The sequence below is a fragment of the Tsuneonella sp. HG249 genome, from assembly GCF_053819205.1.
Genome location: NZ_JBSOQY010000001.1, coordinates 555,892 through 573,608 on the forward strand (window position 1 = coordinate 555,892; position 17,717 = coordinate 573,608).

At 66.8% G+C, this 17,717-nt stretch carries 15 protein-coding genes; 4 read left to right on the forward strand and 11 right to left on the reverse strand.

The window, feature by feature from the left end:
• Positions 1 to 196 precede the first annotated feature (196 nt).
• Positions 197 to 2,557: a CDC48 family AAA ATPase gene (locus tag ACWPM1_RS02860; RefSeq protein ID WP_455693331.1), complete on the forward strand. Its 2,361-nt coding sequence runs from the start codon at positions 197 to 199 to the stop codon at positions 2,555 to 2,557.
• Here the strand turns inward: ACWPM1_RS02860 and ACWPM1_RS02865 are convergent.
• From ACWPM1_RS02865 to polA, 3 genes are all read right to left on the reverse strand, one after another.
• Positions 2,554 to 3,618 (reverse strand): mechanosensitive ion channel family protein, encoded by a 1,065-nt coding sequence (locus ACWPM1_RS02865; RefSeq protein ID WP_455693332.1) that lies wholly within the window; start codon positions 3,616 to 3,618, stop codon positions 2,554 to 2,556. The two genes, ACWPM1_RS02860 and ACWPM1_RS02865, sit on opposite strands and share 4 nt — an antisense overlap.
• A gap of 42 nt (positions 3,619 to 3,660) precedes the next feature.
• A complete protein-coding gene (locus tag ACWPM1_RS02870) occupies positions 3,661 to 4,932 on the reverse strand; it encodes a CHASE3 domain-containing protein (protein WP_455693333.1) in 1,272 nt (423 codons plus the stop codon).
• Between the two features lie 95 nt (positions 4,933 to 5,027).
• The gene (gene polA / locus ACWPM1_RS02875) at positions 5,028 to 7,886 is read right to left on the reverse strand and encodes a DNA polymerase I (protein ID WP_455693334.1); all 2,859 of its coding nucleotides are present in this window, start codon (positions 7,884 to 7,886) and stop codon (positions 5,028 to 5,030) included.
• A gap of 203 nt (positions 7,887 to 8,089) precedes the next feature.
• Here polA and ACWPM1_RS02880 point away from each other — a divergent pair, with 203 nt between their 5' ends.
• Both ACWPM1_RS02880 and ACWPM1_RS02885 read left to right on the forward strand, forming a co-directional pair.
• Entirely contained in the window at positions 8,090 to 8,362 is a 273-nt protein-coding gene (locus tag ACWPM1_RS02880) for a hypothetical protein (protein WP_455693335.1), read from the forward strand.
• 85 nt (positions 8,363 to 8,447) lie between these two features.
• On the forward strand, positions 8,448 to 9,110 hold the full coding sequence (locus ACWPM1_RS02885; protein WP_455693336.1) for a DJ-1/PfpI family protein: 663 nt from the start codon (positions 8,448 to 8,450) through the stop codon (positions 9,108 to 9,110).
• Here ACWPM1_RS02885 and ACWPM1_RS02890 read toward each other — a convergent pair.
• The 8 genes from ACWPM1_RS02890 to ACWPM1_RS02925 all read right to left on the reverse strand — a co-directional run bounded on the left by ACWPM1_RS02890 (position 9,104) and on the right by ACWPM1_RS02925 (position 17,039).
• On the reverse strand, positions 9,104 to 10,123 hold the full coding sequence (locus ACWPM1_RS02890; protein WP_455693337.1) for a serine hydrolase: 1,020 nt from the start codon (positions 10,121 to 10,123) through the stop codon (positions 9,104 to 9,106). The genes ACWPM1_RS02885 and ACWPM1_RS02890 overlap by 7 nt on opposite strands.
• Positions 10,124 to 10,159: 36 nt before the next feature.
• Positions 10,160 to 12,043 (reverse strand): erythromycin esterase family protein, encoded by a 1,884-nt coding sequence (locus ACWPM1_RS02895; RefSeq protein WP_455695114.1) that lies wholly within the window; start codon positions 12,041 to 12,043, stop codon positions 10,160 to 10,162.
• 9 nt (positions 12,044 to 12,052) lie between these two features.
• Entirely contained in the window at positions 12,053 to 12,202 is a 150-nt protein-coding gene (locus ACWPM1_RS02900; protein ID WP_455693338.1) for a hypothetical protein, read from the reverse strand.
• 7 nt (positions 12,203 to 12,209) lie between these two features.
• Complete coding sequence (locus ACWPM1_RS02905) at positions 12,210 to 12,611, reverse strand: host attachment family protein (protein WP_455693339.1); 402 nt, start codon at positions 12,609 to 12,611, stop codon at positions 12,210 to 12,212.
• A 53-nt stretch (positions 12,612 to 12,664) separates the two neighbouring features.
• Positions 12,665 to 13,429, reverse strand: coding sequence for a class I SAM-dependent methyltransferase (locus tag ACWPM1_RS02910; protein ID WP_455693340.1), 765 nt, complete (start codon positions 13,427 to 13,429; stop codon positions 12,665 to 12,667).
• A gap of 104 nt (positions 13,430 to 13,533) precedes the next feature.
• Positions 13,534 to 15,177, reverse strand: coding sequence for a chaperonin GroEL (gene groL, locus ACWPM1_RS02915; RefSeq protein WP_455693341.1), 1,644 nt, complete (start codon positions 15,175 to 15,177; stop codon positions 13,534 to 13,536).
• 70 nt (positions 15,178 to 15,247) lie between these two features.
• Positions 15,248 to 15,535 carry a co-chaperone GroES gene (locus tag ACWPM1_RS02920; protein WP_455693342.1) on the reverse strand — a complete coding sequence of 96 codons (288 nt, stop codon included), beginning with the start codon at positions 15,533 to 15,535 and terminating at the stop codon, positions 15,248 to 15,250.
• Between the two features lie 118 nt (positions 15,536 to 15,653).
• On the reverse strand, positions 15,654 to 17,039 hold the full coding sequence (locus ACWPM1_RS02925) for an MATE family efflux transporter (RefSeq protein WP_455693343.1): 1,386 nt from the start codon (positions 17,037 to 17,039) through the stop codon (positions 15,654 to 15,656).
• A gap of 108 nt (positions 17,040 to 17,147) precedes the next feature.
• On the opposite strand from ACWPM1_RS02925, the gene ACWPM1_RS02930 reads away from it, so the two are divergent.
• The gene (locus tag ACWPM1_RS02930) at positions 17,148 to 17,681 is read left to right on the forward strand and encodes an acyloxyacyl hydrolase (protein ID WP_455693344.1); all 534 of its coding nucleotides are present in this window, start codon (positions 17,148 to 17,150) and stop codon (positions 17,679 to 17,681) included.
• The last annotated feature ends 36 nt before the right edge of the window (positions 17,682 to 17,717 follow it).

The window sequence follows — 17,717 nt, forward strand, 5'->3', positions numbered from 1 at the left end:
ATATCTCGCCCTGCCTTTCAGGCATCCTCTCCCAGACTTTCCAAGGCCCGGCGGTTCTCTGCCGGGCCTTTTTCTTTGTCCGGGAACGGGCGGGGTCCTCGCCAGGGCACCTTATCGTGCTCCGTTCATTGGCAAAGCGGGGCACGCTTCCTAGCTGATGGAAGACGGACGATAACGAAGGAAGGGGCCGGGCTCGATGGCCGAAGGCGACAACGACAAGGCGGCTGGGGACAAGGCGGCCGGCGACAAGGCCGTGCGGCTGCAAGTGGCCCAGGCCCGCCAGGAAGAAAGCGGCAACGGCATCGCCCGCTTGCCGCGCACGGCGTTCCAGGCGCTCGGCATCACCGAAGGCGACGTGGTCGAGATCACCGGCAAGCGCACGACCGCCGCCATTGCCGTGCCCGCCTACGACGAGGACCAAGGTCTCGAGATCGTGCGGCTCGACGGGCTCCAGCGTTCCAATGCCGACACCGGCGGGGGCGAGCACGTGACGATTAGCGCCGCCAGCGCCCGCCCGGCCACGCGCGTGGTGTTCGCGCCGGCCCAGCGGGAGATGAGGCTCCAGGGCCCGACCGAGGCGCTCAAGCGCAACTTCTTCCGCAAACCACTTCTAGCCGGCGATGTGGTCGCCACCACGGGCCAGCAGCCGGTCCAGAACATGCCCCCCGAAGTGCGGCGGATGTTCAACGCGCCCGCCTATGCGCTCACCCAGATTCGCCTGACGGTCGTCTCGACGGTCCCCAAGGGCATCGTCTGCATCGACGAGAACACCGAGGTCGAGCTGCGCGCAGAGTTCGAAGAGCCGCGCGACGGCCGCGCGGTGGTTAATTACGACGACGTCGGAGGCATCGGCGACACCATCCAGCAATTGCGCGAGATGGTTGAACTGCCGCTGCGCTACCCCGAGCTGTTCACCAGGCTCGGGGTCGACCCGCCGAAGGGCGTGTTGCTGCATGGCCCGCCGGGAACGGGAAAGACGCGCCTCGCCCAGGCGGTGGCCAACGAAAGCGACGCGGCGTTCTTCACGATCAACGGCCCCGAGATCATGGGTTCGGGCTACGGGGAGAGCGAGAAGCGTCTCCGCGAGGTTTTCGAAGAGGCGGCCAAGGCCTCGCCGGCGATCATTTTCATCGACGAGATCGACTCGATTGCGCCCAAGCGCAGCCAGGTGGCGGGCGAGGCCGAAAAGCGCCTGGTCGCCCAGTTGCTGACCCTGATGGACGGACTTGAGGCGCGTTCGAATATCGTCGTCATCGCGGCCACCAACCGGCCCGATGCCATCGACGAGGCGCTGCGGCGGCCGGGCCGATTCGATCGCGAGATCGTCATCGGCGTGCCCGACGAGAAGGGCCGGCGCGAGATCCTCAGCATTCACACCCGCGGCATGCCCCTGGGCGACAAGGTCGATCTCGACGAGCTCGCGCGGACCACGCACGGCTTCGTCGGGGCCGATCTCGCCGCGCTCGCGCGCGAGGCGGCGATCGAGGCGGTGCGTCGGATCATGCCGAAGCTCGACCTCGACGCGCGGGAAATCCCGCCAGAGGTACTCGAGGAGCTCTACGTCGGCCGCGAGGACTTCCTCGAGGCGCTGAAGCGCGTGCAGCCGAGCGCGATGCGCGAAGTAATGGTGCAGGTGCCGAACGTCGCCTGGACCGACGTCGGCGGGGTCGGCGAAGCGATCGAGACGCTGAAGGAGGGGATCGAGCTACCGCTCAAGAATCCCGACGCTTTCCGCAGGCTTGGCATACGCCCCGCCAAGGGGTTCCTGCTCTACGGGCCTCCGGGCACAGGCAAGACCCTGCTGGCCAAGGCGGTCGCCAAGGAGGCGGAGGCCAACTTCATCTCGATCAAGAGCTCGGACCTGCTGAGCAAGTGGTACGGCGAAAGCGAGCAGCAGATCGCTCGCCTGTTTCAGCGCGCCCGCGCGGTGGCGCCGTGCGTGATCTTCATCGACGAGATCGACAGCCTGGTGCCCGCACGGGGATCTGGCGGCGGGGAACCACAGGTGACCGGCCGGGTGGTCAACACCATCCTCGCCGAGATGGACGGGCTGGAAGAGCTGCAGTCGGTCGTCGTCATCGGGGCCACCAACCGGCCGACGCTGGTCGACCCCGCACTGCTCAGGCCCGGGCGGTTCGACGAATTGGTCTATGTGGGGACACCCGACAAGGCGGGCCGGGCGATGATCCTTGGCATCCACACGCGCAACATGCCGCTCGCCAGCGATGTCGATCTGGGCAAGATCGCCGCCAACACCGAGCGCTTCACGGGCGCCGACCTCGAGGACGTGGTTCGCCGCGCCGGCCTAAGTGCTTTGCGGCGTGCCGGTGGCGAGGTGAAGGAAGTGACCAAGGCGGATTTCGCCGACGCGCTGGAAGATTCGCGCGCGACCGTCACGCCGGCGATGGAGGAGGAATACAAGAAGATGCGCGGTGAGCTGAAGATGCGGGTGGCGGAGGAAGCTACCGGCATCGGCTTCCTGCGCGAAGGGATGGTCACCCCCACGCGCGAGTACAAGCACGCTCCCGCGGCGGCGGAGCGCAAGCCGGAAGGCTAGATATCGGGCACGATCTTGTCGATTGCCGGAGAGAGTAGCGCCTTTGGCTGCTCTCGCCTGAGCCATTCGAGAATGTGTTCGCGCAACGCAAAGCGGAGGTCGCCGAGTTCGGCGACGCTGGCCGCGCTTACCGCCAGGCGAACCTCGATCGAGCCGGCCCGCGCCTCGTTCACGACGGCTTTGGCTGTGCGCTTGTCCCATTGCGGCTGCATTGCGACAAACCGCTCGAACTCCGCACGTAGCGGGGCGACTTCGGTCGACGGGTCGAGGTGAAGCAGGACCGCGCCCGTCAGCACCTCGTTGGCGCGGGTCCAGTTCTCGAAGGTCGTGTCGAGGAAGCGGCTGGTCGGGACGATGGCCGTGCGCTCGTCCCACAGGCGCAGTACCACGAAGCTCATGCGAATTTCCTCGACCCGCCCGGTCTGGCCGTCGATCGCCACCAGATCGCCAATCCGAATGGGTTCCGTGATAGCCATCTGCAGACCGGCGATCAGTGACTTCAATGCGGGCTGGGCGGCGGCGCCGACGAACAGCGCCGCGATGCCTGCCGAGGCCATCAAGGTCACCCCGACCTGGCGGACCACGGGAATGGCCAGCAACATCAGGCCGACCGTGACGACGACGACGACGAAAGTGACAGTGCGTGAAAGGATGGCGATGCGGGTCTTGCGGCTGCGCGTCGAGGCGAGCTCGGTCGAGGCGTCGGCCCGCCGCTCGAGCACGGCGGTGAAGGCGCAGACGATAGAATAGGCGATCCAGCCGATCAGCGCGGGAACGGCGAACGGCGCGAGTGCGCGCCAAAACGCGTCAATCGAGCGATCGGCCTGCGACGCCGCGCCCAGCGCGAGCGCGGCGAAGGCCCACCGGGCGGGTGATCGGAGTTGGTCGATGACGAGGCCGTCGACCTCGGTTTCCGTGCGGGCGGCGATCCGCTCGAGCATGGCGAAAATGATCCGGTGAGCCACCGCCGCGAAGAGAATCGCGCCGGCGAAATACACCGCGGCATGAATCATAGCCGACCAGTCGGGCGAGTAGCGTGTCGGATCAAGTTCGCGAAACATGCGCCCGCCCTATGGGGACCGAGCCCTGGTTTCAACCGCGGTTCAGTCCGTGATCGGGATCCGGAACACCACGCGGACACCTTCGGCCGTGAATTCGCGCTCGATGCTGCCGCGCAGTTGCCGCGCCGCGCCCGTCATCAGCAGGCTGCCGAATCCCTTCGTGTCGGGCTCGACGCCGTCGCCTTGGCAGTCCTCGATCCAGTCGAGGACCAGTTCGTCTCCTTCGCGCCGCCAGAGCACGCGAAGCTCGCCTTCCGAGGCCCAGCAGCCGTATTTGACCGCATTGGTGGTGAGCTCGTGAAGCACCAGGCCGAGCGGCGAGACCTGCTTCGCCGGCAGCTCCACCTCCGGCCCCTCGATGACAATCCGTCGGCTGGCGGTGAGGTAGGGCCTCACCGTCGTCTCGACCAGCACGCGCAGTGACGCCACCTGCCTGTCGGCGGTGCCCTGCGTCACCTCGTGCGCCGTCAGCAGGGCATGGATGCGCTCGGCGATGCGGTCGACCACCGGCTGCGCCCCGGGGGTATCCTTTCCGCTCATCCGGACGATGGCGAGGATCACCGCGAACAAGTTCTTGACCCGGTGGTTGAGTTCGCGCGCCAGCAGGTCCGCGCGGTCGCGCGCCTCGGCAAGGGCGGCCGCCTGCGAGGCCTCGGCCTCGGCGGTGGCGACGCGGGTGGCGAGGCGCAGGCCGAGCCAGAGCGTCACCAGGATGAGCGCGAGGAGACCGAGCAGCAGCGGCAGCACCCTGCTTTCGGCGCGGGCGGTGTCGCTCGACGCTTTCTCGAGCGCCGCGCGCTCGAGGTCTTCCATCTCGCGGACGGCGCCGCGCAGCCGCTCCATGACTTCCTGGCCTTCGTCGGACAGCAAGAGGCGCCGCGCGCCCATCAGGTCCCCGGCATCGACCAGCGCGACCGACTGGTCGATCTCGGCGAACTTGGCGTCGGCGAGGTTCTCGATCTCGTCGACCAGCTCGCGCTGCCGAGGCCCCATGTCATCGCCCAGCAGGCTGCGCAGCCGGCCGATCGCCGGGTCGTATTGCTCATGGCCGAGATTGTAGGATTGCAGATACCGGCGATCGAGCGTGATCAGGTAGCCCCGCTGGCCGGTCTCGGCATTGAGCGCCGCGCGGGTGACGTTGCGCAGCTCGAGCAGGATGTCGCCAGTGCGAGAAACCTGGGCGCGCTCGTCGCGCTCGGCCTCGATGGTCTGGAAAATCAGCAAGATCGCACCGATCAGCGCCCCGGCCACCACACCGAGCACCGCCAGCGTGCCCGACTGTCGCCCGATGCGCGAGAAGCCCAACCGCGGCATTGCGGAGCCCGCCGTATTGTTCCTCTCATCCACCTCGCCCGACTAGAGCCAGCCGCGCAGAGCGACAAGCACCCTTCGAGGCGCCCATGGCCGGTTCAGTGCGCCGCACCCCAGCTGAGGCCCGAGCCGATGTCGATGCCGAGCGGCACGTCCAGCTCGACCGCCGGCAGGGCGGCTTCCGCCATCACCCGCTCGATCACCGGCGCCGCCGCCGCGACATCGCCTTCGGGCAGCTCGAAGACCAGCTCGTCGTGGACCTGCAGCAGCATCCGCACATGACCGAGCCCTGCCTCCCCCAGCTCGGGCATCATCCGCGCCATCGCGCGCTTGATGATGTCGGCGCTGGTCCCCTGGATCGGCGCGTTGATCGCCGCCCGCTCGGAGCCCGACCGCTCGTTCGGGTTTCGCGAGTTGATGCGCGGAAACCACGTCTTCCGGCCGAACAGCGTCTCCGAATAGCCCTTCTCGCGCACGCTTTCGAGCGTGGCGTGGATGTATTGCTGAATACCGGGGAAGCGCTGGAAGTAGGTATCTATGATGGCCTGCGCCTCGTCCGCCTCGATGCCGAGCCGGCCGCCGAGGCCCCAGCGGCTGATGCCGTAGAGGATCGCGAAGTTGACGGTCTTGGCCTTGGCGCGCGTGTCGCGGTCCACCGTGCCGAACATTTCGAGCGCGGTGCGCGCATGGATGTCCTCGCCCGCGCGAAACGCTTCCTTGAGTTGCGGCACGTCGGCCATATGTGCGGCGAGCCGCAGTTCGATCTGGCTGTAGTCGGCGGCGAGCAGGACGTTGCCCTCAACGGCGACGAAGGCCTCGCGGATCTGGCGGCCGATCTCGGTGCGGATCGGGATGTTCTGCAGGTTGGGGTCGGTCGAACTCAACCGGCCGGTCTGCGCGCCGACGAGGCTGTAGCTGGTATGGACCCGTCCGGTCTCGGGATTGATCGCCGCCTGCAGCGCATCGGTGTAAGTAGACTTGAGCTTCGAAAGCTGGCGCCACTCGAGCACCTTGGTCGCCACTTCCGCCCCCTGCCCGGCAAGCCCTTCGAGGATCGCCTGGTCGGTCGAATACTGGCCGCTCTTGCCCTTGCGCCCGCCCTTGTAGCCGAGACGGTTGAACAGAACGTCGCCCAGTTGGGCCGGGCTGCCGATGGTGAACTCCACGCCGCAGCAGTCCCACACCTCGCGCTCGATCCGGGCGATTTCGCGGGCGAACTCCTCGGATAGCTGCGCCAGCCGCCCGCGGTCGACCTTGACCCCGTGGCGCTCCATGGCGGCGACTACCGGGATCAGCGGACGGTCGACCCGTTCGTAAACCCGCGTGCCGCCTTCTTCCGCCAGGCGCGGGCGCAGCAGCTTCCACAACCGCCAGGTCACGTCAGCATCCTCGGCGGCGTACTGCGTCGCCTTGTCGAGCGGCACTTCGCCGAACGGAATGGCCTTCTTGCCGGCGCCGCAGATGTCTTTGAAGGTCAGGGTGGTATGGCCGAGGTGGCGTTCGGAAAGCTCGTCCATCCCGTGCCCCCCGCCGATCCCGTCAGGGCTGCGCCCGGCGTCGAGCGCGAAGCTCATGATCATCGTGTCGTCGATCGGGGCGACTTCGATCCCAGCGCAGCGCGACAGGATGTTGAGATCGTACTTGATGTTCTGCCCGATCTTGAGAACCGCATCGCTCGTCAGCAACGGACGCAGCGCGTCGTAGGCGGCCTGGCGCGCGATCTGCACCGGCTTCTCGCTGAACATGTCGCTGCCGCCGTGCCCCAAGGGAATATAACAGGCATCGTTGGCGCCCAGCGCCATGCTGATCCCGGCGAGCTCGGCCTGCATCGCGTCGAGGCTGCTGGTCTCGGTGTCGATCGCGACGACCCGCGCCGCGAATGCGCGCTCGATCCAGTGCATCAGCCGCTCGAGGCTGGTCACGCACTCGTAGGCGGTGCGGTCGACCGCGGGAAATTCGGGCGGCGGCTGGCGGTTTCCTTGCGGGGAGGCGGGCGCACCGGCGTTTTGCGCCTTCGCGGGGTTGAGCTGGGTCGGGCGTTCGGGGCTGCCCCTGCCGCCGTCGAGTCGCTTTAGCAGGCTGGTGAACCCATGCTCGGCGAGGAAGGCGGCGAGCGGCTCGGGCGGTACCCCGTCGAGCTTCATGTCGTCCAGCGGGATCGGCAGCGCGCAGTCTTCCTTGAGCTGAACCAGCACCCGGCTGAGCTCGGCCATCGCGCGGCCTTCGACCAGCCGTTCCTGCAGCTTCGAAGGCTTCATCGCGGGCGCGGCATCGAGCGCGGCGGTGAGGCTGCCGTAATCCTGGATCAGCTTCGAGGCGGTCTTGGGGCCGATGCCGTAGATGCCCGGTATGTTGTCGACGCTGTCGCCCATCAGGGCGAGCACATCGCCGACCAGTTCGGGCGGCACGCCGAACTTCTCGACCACCTCGGGGATGTCGATCCGCTGGTTCTTCATCGTGTCGAGCATGTCGATGCAGCCGCCCTCGACCCCGTCGTGCGGTTCCGCGCAGCGGCCGACGAGCTGCATCAGGTCCTTGTCGGAGCTGACGATGGTGACGTCCCAACCCCGCCGCGTCGCCTCGCGGGCATAGCTCGCGATGAGGTCGTCCGCCTCGAGATCGTCCTCCTCGATGCACGGCAGGCTGAACGCGCGGGTGGCGTCGCGGATCAGCGGAAACTGCGGGACGAGGTCTTCCGGCGGCGGCGGGCGGTTGGCCTTGTACTGATCGTAGAGGGTGTTGCGAAAGCTCGTCGAGCCTTTGTCCAGGATCACCGCGAGGTGGGTGGGGCCGTCGGCCTTGTTCAAGTCCTCGGCGAGCTTCCACAGCATGGTGGTATAGCCGTAGACCGCGCCGACCGGCGTTCCCGCCGGGTTGGTCAGCGGCGGCAGCCGATGATAGGCGCGGAAGATGTAGGCCGAGCCGTCGACCAGATAGAGATGCTGCTTTTCTGCCATCGCGGCCTTGCTAGCAGCGCCGGAGGGGGCGGTCAGCCGGTTTCTCCCAGCAATGAAAAATGGCGGAAATCCGGCAGCTTCATGGCGAAGTGAGGCGGAATTCGGGCGAAATTGTGCAGTTTCGCTTGCAGTGCCACAAAGTCGCCATTATTTAGGGCGGGCACGGCGAGTTCGCCGGGCTCTGTTCAAAGGAACATCGTACTATGCGTAAGATCATCCTCGCCGCCGCCGCTGGCGCCGCCGCCCTCACCCTCGCCGCCTGCTCGGAAAAGACCGAAGACGCTGCTGCCGAGACCGCTGACGCCGCTGCTGCTGACGCCGCTGCGAATGCCGACGCCGCTGCCGAGACCGTCGACGCTGCTGCCGACACGACCGCCGAAGCCGCGACCGACGCCACTGCCGAGGCGACCGACGCCGCTGCTGCCGCCGAAGGCGAAATGCAGGAAGAGACCACCGAAGAAGCCAAGGCTGACTGAGCCTTCGCATTTTCGCGAAATCGGAAGGGCGGTGCCGCAAGGCGCCGCCCTTTTCGTTTGTTCACGGCGGACCTAGGGTGCTGCCATGACGATCGTGACTTTCGTGCTATTCCCCGGCGTCACCCAGCTGGACATGACAGGCCCGGCGCAGTTCCTCGCCCGGCTGCCGGGGGCCAAGGTCGAAGTGGCGGCCAAGTCGCTCGACGCAGTGCCCACCGACTCGGGCTTTTCCCTTCTCCCTAGCGTGACTTTCGCGGGAGCCGCTCAGGCCGATATCGTTTGCGTGCCCGGTGGCCACGGGGTCGCCGAGGCCGTGCGCGACGAGGAGACCCTCGCGTTCGTAAAGCGGCAGGCGAGCGGTGCGGCATGGGTCACCAGCGTATGCACCGGCGCCTTCGTGCTGGGCCGCGCGGGGCTGCTCGAAGGAAAGCGGGCGACGACCCACTGGGCCTACGCTCACCTGCTCCCGCTGGTGGGCGCTGTGCACGAGCGGGCGCGGGTGGTGGAAGACGGCAACGTGATCACCGCCGGTGGGGTGACCGCGGGAATCGACTTCGCGCTGACGCTGATTGCGCGACAGGCGGGCGATGCGGTCGCGCAAGCGGTCCAACTCGCGCTCGAGTACGACCCGCACCCACCATTCGACGCGGGAACGCCGTCGGCCGCAGGCCCGGAGCGTGTCGCAGCCCTTAAGAAGCGGATCTACGAGGAAGCCGCGAACCGGATGGCCGCGGCGCTCGCTCAGTAGTTGGCGTTGGCGTAGGCCCTCTGGGCAACGTGCTGGCCGTCCGCGGAGTACCCGTCGTAGAGCGCGCGGGCGATGCTGGCGATCTTGGCGTCTCGCGCTGGCTTCGATCCCTGGCCGGTGACGTAGATGGCCACCGCGATTGCGCGACCGTCCGGCGTCTGGATGATGCCGATGTCGCTTGCGGTGTTGCTGAGCGTGCCGGTCTTGTGTGCCACCCGGGCACCGTCCGGCAGCATGCCCGGAATACGGCGAGTGCCGGTCCGGCACCGGCTCATCGCCCCGAGAATTACCCGACGGCTGGATTCGCTGAGGAACTTGCCCTGGTGGAGCCCGGCGAGCAGCTTGACCATGACCTGCGGCGTGGCGCTGTCGCGCACGTCGATCGTGTTGACCGGATTGACCTCGCCGTCGTCGCGCACGAGCGTGGCGATGTCGCGAGTGATATTGAATTCGGGCATGCCGTTGCGGGCGGCCCAGGCGTTGACCGCGCTCGGCCCGCCGACGACCGCGAGCAGCGCGTCGGTAGCAGGGTTGCTCGACCGCGTGATCATGATCTCGATCAGGTCGACGGCCTTCATGTACTGGCCGGGCTTGACCGGGGCCTTGCTCCCCGCGAACCGGGCCGAGGCAACCGGCACCATGAGCGGGAATTCGCTCGACAGGCTCCAGCGACCCTTCTCGACGCCTTCCATGAAGGTCGCGGCAATCGCGATCTTGCTGGTGGACGCCATCGGGAAGCGCTGGTTGCCGAGGACGGACACTTCGCGCCCGCTGGCCAGGTCGACGGCATAGACGCCGATGCGCCCGGCTGAGCCATCGGCGATCCGCGCCACAGTTTGCTGCAGCGCTGAAGAATAGATCGCGTCGTAAGTCTGCGGCTTGCGGACTTCGGTCCCCAGCGCGGCGTCGAAAGCGGTCTGGAAATCCCTGTCGTTCGCCTGCGCGGCGGTGGTCAGGCTTGCCAGCCCGAGTGCGAATGCGGCTCCAAACCGCGCTATGCGTCCCAATCCCATGAGCCCCAATCTAATCCCGTCATGCTTTGCATCGAATTAACGGGCTGGAGAATTTATCCACAAGCTGCGCGCGACGAGCGGAGCCCTCAGCACGACGTGAGGTGGAACGTTATATTCGCCGAAGGGGAACGTGTCGGGAACACCGGCATGCGGCTCGTGCCCGGCGGGCTCCAGCGCTGTGGTCTCGTCGAACCAGACGAAGCCGTCGAACTGCTCGGGGAGGACCGCTTCGCTATAGTGGCTCCAGCGTTCGGTCTCGGGGCGATAGATCACCCCGATGAAGCGCTCGAGCCGAGGCTCCATGAGGCGCCGGCGCAACGCCTCGTCGGCGTGGGGCAAAAGCAGGAAGCGCCCCACTCCGCTGTCGTGGCATAAACGCTCGTAGCTGTCGGCCCGTGACGGGAGCACGCGCTTGACCTCGCGGTCGCCGTCCCAGTCGGTCGCCGCGGAGACCGTGCCGGTGTGCGTGCCGAACCCGATGAGGGCCACGTCGTCGCCCCACCGCTCGCGTGCGATCTGGCCGATGTTATGCTCGCCCCGGACCATGCCCATGTCGGTCGCCCGGGCGTCGCCGATATGGCTGTTGTGCGCCCACACCAGTGCTTTGGCACCTGGCCCGCCGCGCTCGAGCAGGTGACCGAGTGTGTCCGCCATGTTCTCGTCGCGCAGGTTCCAGCTCTCGGCGCCGCCGTAGTACATGATACGGTAGTATCGCTCGGCCGACGCTACGAGGCGGGCATTCATAGCTGCATCGAACGCTTCACCGTCCTTTTGAAGCGCTTCATTGAGCAGCTCCCGGCACTGGGTGACCACTGCCTGCTCGCACCGCTCGAACCCCGGATGCATCGCCGCCCGCCCGTAAACCGCCGGATCGGCCTGCCACGGGGTGAGGCAGCCGTACCGTTCGCGCGCCACCGCCGCCGCCTCGGGATCGTGCTCGTCGAGATAGGCCAGCACCGCGTCGATCGAGCCCGCCATGTTGTAGATGTCGAGCCCGAAGAACCCCGCCATCGCCTCGGGCCCCCGGTCCCGGTTGAGCGCGTGAAGGTCGTGCATCAGCTGCGCGATCACGGGATTGCGCCACATCCACGTCGGGAAGCGGCAAAACGGGCGCACTGCGTCGCCACGATGGGGGCGATGCCGGACCGCCCGGTCAAGCACCGCCGCGTCCGGCCAGTCGGCTTCGACTGCTATGATCGTGAAGCCGTGCTGCTCGACGAACCGCCGGGTGATCGCCGCACGGGCTTCGTAGAACTCGCGCGTGCCGTGACTGGACTCCCCGAGCATGACCACGCGCTTGTCGGCGAAGCGGTCGAACGCATCGGCGAAAGCCGGGTCGTCGATAGCGGGAAGCGGTACGGCGTGCTCGGCGATGAGCTCCGGCAGGGACTTCGCGCGGGCCGGATGATGGTTGGAAGCCGACCGCCCGCCATCCTCCGGCACAGCGCCGGGCAGGAGCGGAACGAAGCGAACCGGGGCGATGTCGTGGCTTTCCCACTGCTCGCGCCCGGTGCGCGTAATGCAGCGCAATTGCTGCACGTCTTCGCCGCCTACCGGGATGACCAGCTTTCCGCCGATCTCAAGTTGTTCCTTGAGAGGGCGGGGCACGTCCTCGCTGCGGGCGGCGACGAGGATCGCGTCGTAGGGGGCGTGCTGCGGAAGCCCCTGAAGGCCATCGCCCGCAATGATCTCGCAGTTGTCGTATCCGAGCTCGGCAATGCGTTTGGCGGCCTCCCTCGCCAGCACGCCGTGGCGCTCGATCGCGAAAACCTCGCTCGCGAGGCGTGAGATGACGGCGGCCGCGTACCCCGAGCCCGCGCCGACTTCGAGCACCCGGTCGCCTGGGCCGATTTCGGCCGCGTCGATCATGGCCGCCACTATGTACGGCTGGCTGATAGTCTGACCTTCGCCGATCGGCAGCGGGCCGTCCTAATACGCGAATTCCTCCATCCCCTCCGGCAAGAAGCGCTCGCGAGGGACTTGCTGAAAGGCGGACAGCAACCGACGATCGGTGAGACCGCGGCGCGCGATCTGTCGTTCGACCATCCGCGGTCGTTCGATCTCGGCGCGGTCGGTCATGGTGCCCTCAGGCTGCCTGGATCGCTCGAAGGATTTCCGGCGCGGGTAATCCGGTTAGCTGCTTGGCGATCTCCTCGACCACCACGCCCCGCGTTTCCTTGTGATAGTGTTGGCGCATTTCGCCCAGGGTATCGGGTCCGGCGACGACGATCAGCTTTTCGATCTCGTGCTTGAGCACTGCGCGATTGAGCCAGTCGGCGACTGCGGCGGCGTGATCGAGCTTCATCTGGCCGCGATAATCGTCGTTCTTGGGGTCGTTATGGCCGACCGCGGCGCTCTGATTCTCCAGTTCCAGGTCGGGCGCCGTCACCAGTTCAAGCCGCGGGTCGATGGCGTCCCCCGCGTTGCGCATGAGTAGAAACTTCTCGCCATCGGCGAGCGCGACATGGACGTTGGCGGGAACTTGCATCGAGGGCTCCTCTATAGAGTATGCCCCTCAACGCCCGAGGCCGCGGGGAGTGCCTAGCCCGGCTTGCGAAAGCGCAACGTGAACTGGTCGGTCTGACCGCGGATGGCAGGGTCGAAGACGTTCGCGGTCCGCGGGTCGGCCGGGCGCGCATAGAGGCCGCTTTCGGCTTCGAGCTTGAAGCCGGCGGCGGTGAACGCCTCCACCACTGTCGACTTCTCGATCCGATGCAGCGAATCGGAAAGCGTAGAGCCGGTGCCGGCGGCCGCACTGTGATCGACAACCACCATCGTCCCGCCTGGCTTGAGCGCCGCGTAAAGGTTGCGCGCGGCCGTCAGGCCAGTTCCGGCAGGAGCGGCCTTAAGATACAAGTCATGGAAATTCTGCACCGTAATGATGGTGTCGAGCGGCTCAGGCCATGCGGGCGCCGGCGCTGAGCCGGCAACCGCCAACACATTATCGTAAGCGCTGTCGACCGCCTTCTGGTCCTCCCCGTATTGGGACCGGAAGGCGATGAACTCGTTGGGCTGGAAGGCATAGACGCGGCCCCCCGGGCCGACGGCGGCGGCGAGGATGCGGGTCAGGTAACCACCGCCCATGATGTAGTCGCCGACTTTCTCCCCGCGCGAAACCTGCGCGAAGGCGAGCAGCTCGGCCGGCAGCCGCGCCGCGTCGCGCGCGCGCTGATCGGCGGGGCGCGCGGGATCCGCGAGCGCGGCTGCATAGTCGGCCGGCGAGGCGGTCGCGTCGGTCATCGCGGTGGTAGTGCAGGCCGAAAGGGCGATCGCGAGAAGCGAGGCGGTGAACGCGCGGATGCTCATGTCTATCTCTCCCTGTTTGGCCCAGCTTACCACTGCCTCCCAGACGCGAAAAGGGCCAGCGGATCGCTCCGCCGGCCCTTCGCATGTCAGGTGGATGACTGGGCTTAGAAGTCCATTCCGCCCATGCCGCCCATGCCGCCGCCGCCCATGGGCATCGCCGGCTTGTCTTCGGGCTTCTCGCTGATCGCCGCTTCGGTGGTGATCAGCAGGCCCGCCACCGAGGCCGCGTTCTGCAGCGCGGTGCGGACGACCTTGGTCGGGTCGATCACGCCGGCCTGGACGAGGTTCTCGTAGGTCTCGGTCTGCGCGTTGAAGCCCATGTTCTCGTCGTTGCCGTCGATCAGCTTGCCCGAGACGACCGCGCCGTCGTGGCCGGCGTTCTGGGCGATCTGACGCACGAGCGAGGTCAGCGACTTGCGGACGATGTCGATGCCGCGGGTCTGATCCTCGTTGGCGCCGGTGACGCCCTCGAGCGCCTTGGTCGCGTAGAGCAGCGCAGTGCCGCCACCGGGGACGATACCTTCCTCGACCGCGGCGCGGGTTGCGTGGAGCGCGTCATCGACGCGGTCCTTGCGCTCCTTGACCTCGACTTCGGAAGCGCCGCCGACCTTGATCACCGCAACGCCGCCGGCCAGCTTGGCCAGCCGCTCCTGCAGCTTTTCCTTGTCGTAGTCGCTGGTGGTCGAATCGATCTGGGTGCGGATCTCGCCCACGCGTGCCTTGATGTCGTCGGCCGAGCCGGCGCCATCGACGATGGTGGTGTTGTCCTTGTCGATCGACACTCGCTTGGCTTCGCCGAGCATGCTGACGGTCACGTTCTCGAGCTTGATGCCGAGGTCCTCGGAGATCATCTCGCCCTTGGTCAGGATCGCGATGTCCTGCAGCATCGCCTTGCGGCGATCGCCGAACCCGGGTGCCTTGACCGCAGCAACCTTGAGCCCGCCGCGCAGCTTGTTGACCACCAGCGTGGCCAGCGCCTCGCCTTCGATGTCCTCGGCGATGATCAGCAGCGGACGGCCCGACTGCACCACCGCCTCGAGGATCGGCAGCATCGCCTGGAGCGACGACAGCTTCTTCTCGTGGATCAGGATGTAGGGGTTATCCAGCTCGACCGTCATCTTGTCGGGGTTGGTGATGAAGTAGGGGCTCAGGTAGCCGCGGTCGAACTGCATGCCTTCGACGACATCGAGCTCGAACTCGAGGCCCTTGGCTTCCTCGACGGTGATCACGCCTTCCTTGCCGACCTTCTCCATCGCTTCCGCGATCTTGTTGCCGACTTCGGTGTCGCCGTTCGACGAGATGATGCCGACCTGGGCAATCTCGGCCGAGCCGGTCACTTCCTTCGAGCGGCTCTTGAGGTTCTCGACGACCTTCTCGACCGCGAGGTCGATGCCGCGCTTCAAGTCCATCGGGTTGGTGCCGGCGGCGACCGACTTCATGCCCTCGGTCACGATCGCCTGGGCGAGCACGGTGGCGGTGGTGGTGCCATCACCCGCGTTGTCATTGGTGCGCGAGGCCACTTCGCGCAGCATCTGCGCGCCCATGTTCTCGAACTTGTCCTTGAGCTCGATCTCCTTGGCGACGGTGACGCCGTCCTTGGTGATGCGCGGTGCGCCGAAGCTCTTGTCGATCACGACGTTGCGGCCCTTGGGGCCTAGCGTCACCTTGACGGCGTTGGCGAGGATGTCGACGCCGGCGAGAATGCGTTCGCGCGCGTCGCGCGAAAAGCGTACTTCCTTGGCAGCCATGATGTTGATTCCTTTATCGAAAATCTGGAAGGTTACACGAAAGCTACACCAAAAAGGGACTTCCGTCGGCTCAGCCGACGATCCCCATGATGTCGCTTTCCTTCATGATGAGCAGGTCCTCGCCGTCGAGCTTGACCTCGGTGCCGGACCACTTGCCGAACAATACGCGGTCGCCGGCCTTGACGTCGCAGGGGGTAACGACGCCCTGGTCGTTGCGCGCACCCGAACCGACGGCGACGACTTCGCCTTCGCTCGGCTTTTCCTGCGCGCTGTCGGGGATGATAATGCCGCCGGCGGTCTTGCTGTCGGCCTCGATGCGGCGGACGAGAACGCGGTCGTGCAACGGACGAAATGCCATCTTTGTTGCCCTCTCTGAAAGTTGAAGAAGCTCTTGGCACTCTCCCAGCGGGAGTGCCAGCGAGGGGGCATTTAGTGCTCGGAATCGCTGCGTCAAGCAGCCCGAGGGAAGATTTCTTTCAATTGGGCAACGGGAGCAGGCCGAGCCGTTCGCGCCGCGCCCAGCGCCAGGTAAGCAGCCCGGCGGCAAACACCAGTCCGGTGGCAAGGCCGATCCACACGCCAGTCCCCTCCAACGGAGTGAAGAAGCCGAGCCAGATCGCAATACCATATCCGGGCACCCAATAGCTGAAGATCGCGATGACCATCGGAATCCGGGTGTCCTGCAACCCGCGCAAGGCCCCTGCGGCAACCGCCTGGACCCCGTCGAACAACTGGAACCCTGCCGCCACCACCATGTAGCTGATCGCGAAGCCCACCATCGCCGCGTTCGCCGAAGCGGCAGGATCGACGTAAATCCGCAGCAACAGCGTCGGCGCGAGGATCATCAGGCCGGCGGTCAGGCACATGAAGGCGGCTGCGACAGCGATGCCGATCCACCCCGCACGGCCGATGGCCGCGCGGTCTCCGGCACCGAAGTGATAGCCGACGCGGATCGTCGCGGCCTGCCCGACCCCGAACGGCACCTGGAACGCGAGGGCGGCGATTTGCAGCGCCACGGTATGACCGGCGAGCTCCGATTCGCCGATCCGTCCCATCAGCAGTGCGGCGCCACTGAACAACCCCGCTTCGGCGATGATGATGACCATCACCGGCGAGCCGAGCAGGACGATCTCGCGCAGCCGCGACCATTCCGGCCGCCACCAGTTGCCGAAGATACGATAACGCCGGAGACGCCGATCCCAGGCGATCGCGACGAGATAGCTCGCCAGCACGAACAGCGAGGTCAGCACGCTGGCGAGCGCGGAACCTTCGAGGCCGAGCGCCGGCGCGCCGAGGTTGCCGAACACGAACATCCAGTTGAACAGTATGCTCGCGCCCAGTGCCAGCGCGGTGATCGCGGTGGCGAAGATCGGCCTTCCCAATGCTGAGACGAAGTTGCGCAGCACGCTTGCCGCGACCATCGGGACCATGGCCCACATGATGATCCGCAGGAAATCGCCCGCGCGGGCTGAAAGCCCCGCGTCCTGGCCGGTCGCGAGCATGAGGGCCTCGCCTTGCGCGCAGACCGCCATGCCAACGCCGCCCGCAACGATCGCCAGCCACAGCGCCATGCGAACCGACCGCCGAACTTGCCGCACCGCGTGCCGCCGCCGTCCGAGTTCTTCGGCGATCAGTGCGGCGACGATCCCGGTGAGGCCCGAGAAGGCCCACAACATCAGTCCGAAGAGGGCGATACCGAGCGCCGATGCCGCCAGCTCGCGCTCTCCCAGGCGGGCGACAAAAATCACGTCGACCGCATGGACGAGCATCTGCAGCAGATTGGCGAGCGCCAGCGGCCAGGCGAGACGCAGGGTCTCGACCAGTTCGATCCGCCACGGCGACAAGGCACGATCCCGCGTCATAAAGCCGGCCCGGATAGGCGCGGTCCCGCGATTGACAAAGGGCAAGAAGTCGCGCGCGGGGAATTGCTTTAAGCTTGCGGCAAGCTTGCCACAGCCAAGGCCCGAGACATGAACCGCACCTTCCTGGCCGCCGCCTTCGCCGCGCTGGCTTTCGCCTCATCTCCTGTCGCCGCCGGGGAGCTCTATGGCGGAGTGTACAAGCACGCGGTCGATACACCCTTCACGCTCGACACGCAGGAAAGCGGAGCTGACCTGCAGCTAGGCTATCGGCTCGACCCGATCCTGCCGGTGGCGAGGATCGAGCCATACGTGTTCGGCTCGGTCAACAGCGAAGAGGGTGGGACGGACTTCGTCGGCGCCGGCGTGAGTCGCAAGTTCGGGCTCGGTGGAGTCTACGTGCGGCCCGGCGTCGGGCTGGTCGTCCACAACGCGCCGGACGTGCGGGTGAATCCGACCACCGGGCTGCGCACCGACCTCGGCAGCCGCGTGCTGTTCGCGCCGGAGATTGCGCTCGGCATGGCGGTGGCCCCGCGCGTCAGCGTGGAGGCGAGCTGGGTGCATATCTCCAACGCCCGCCTGTTCAACAGCCAGCAGAACCCCGGCATCGACATGATCGGCGTACGCGCGAACCTCAAGCTTTGACGCGGGCGGCTTAGCGCTTAGAGGTGCGGTCGAACC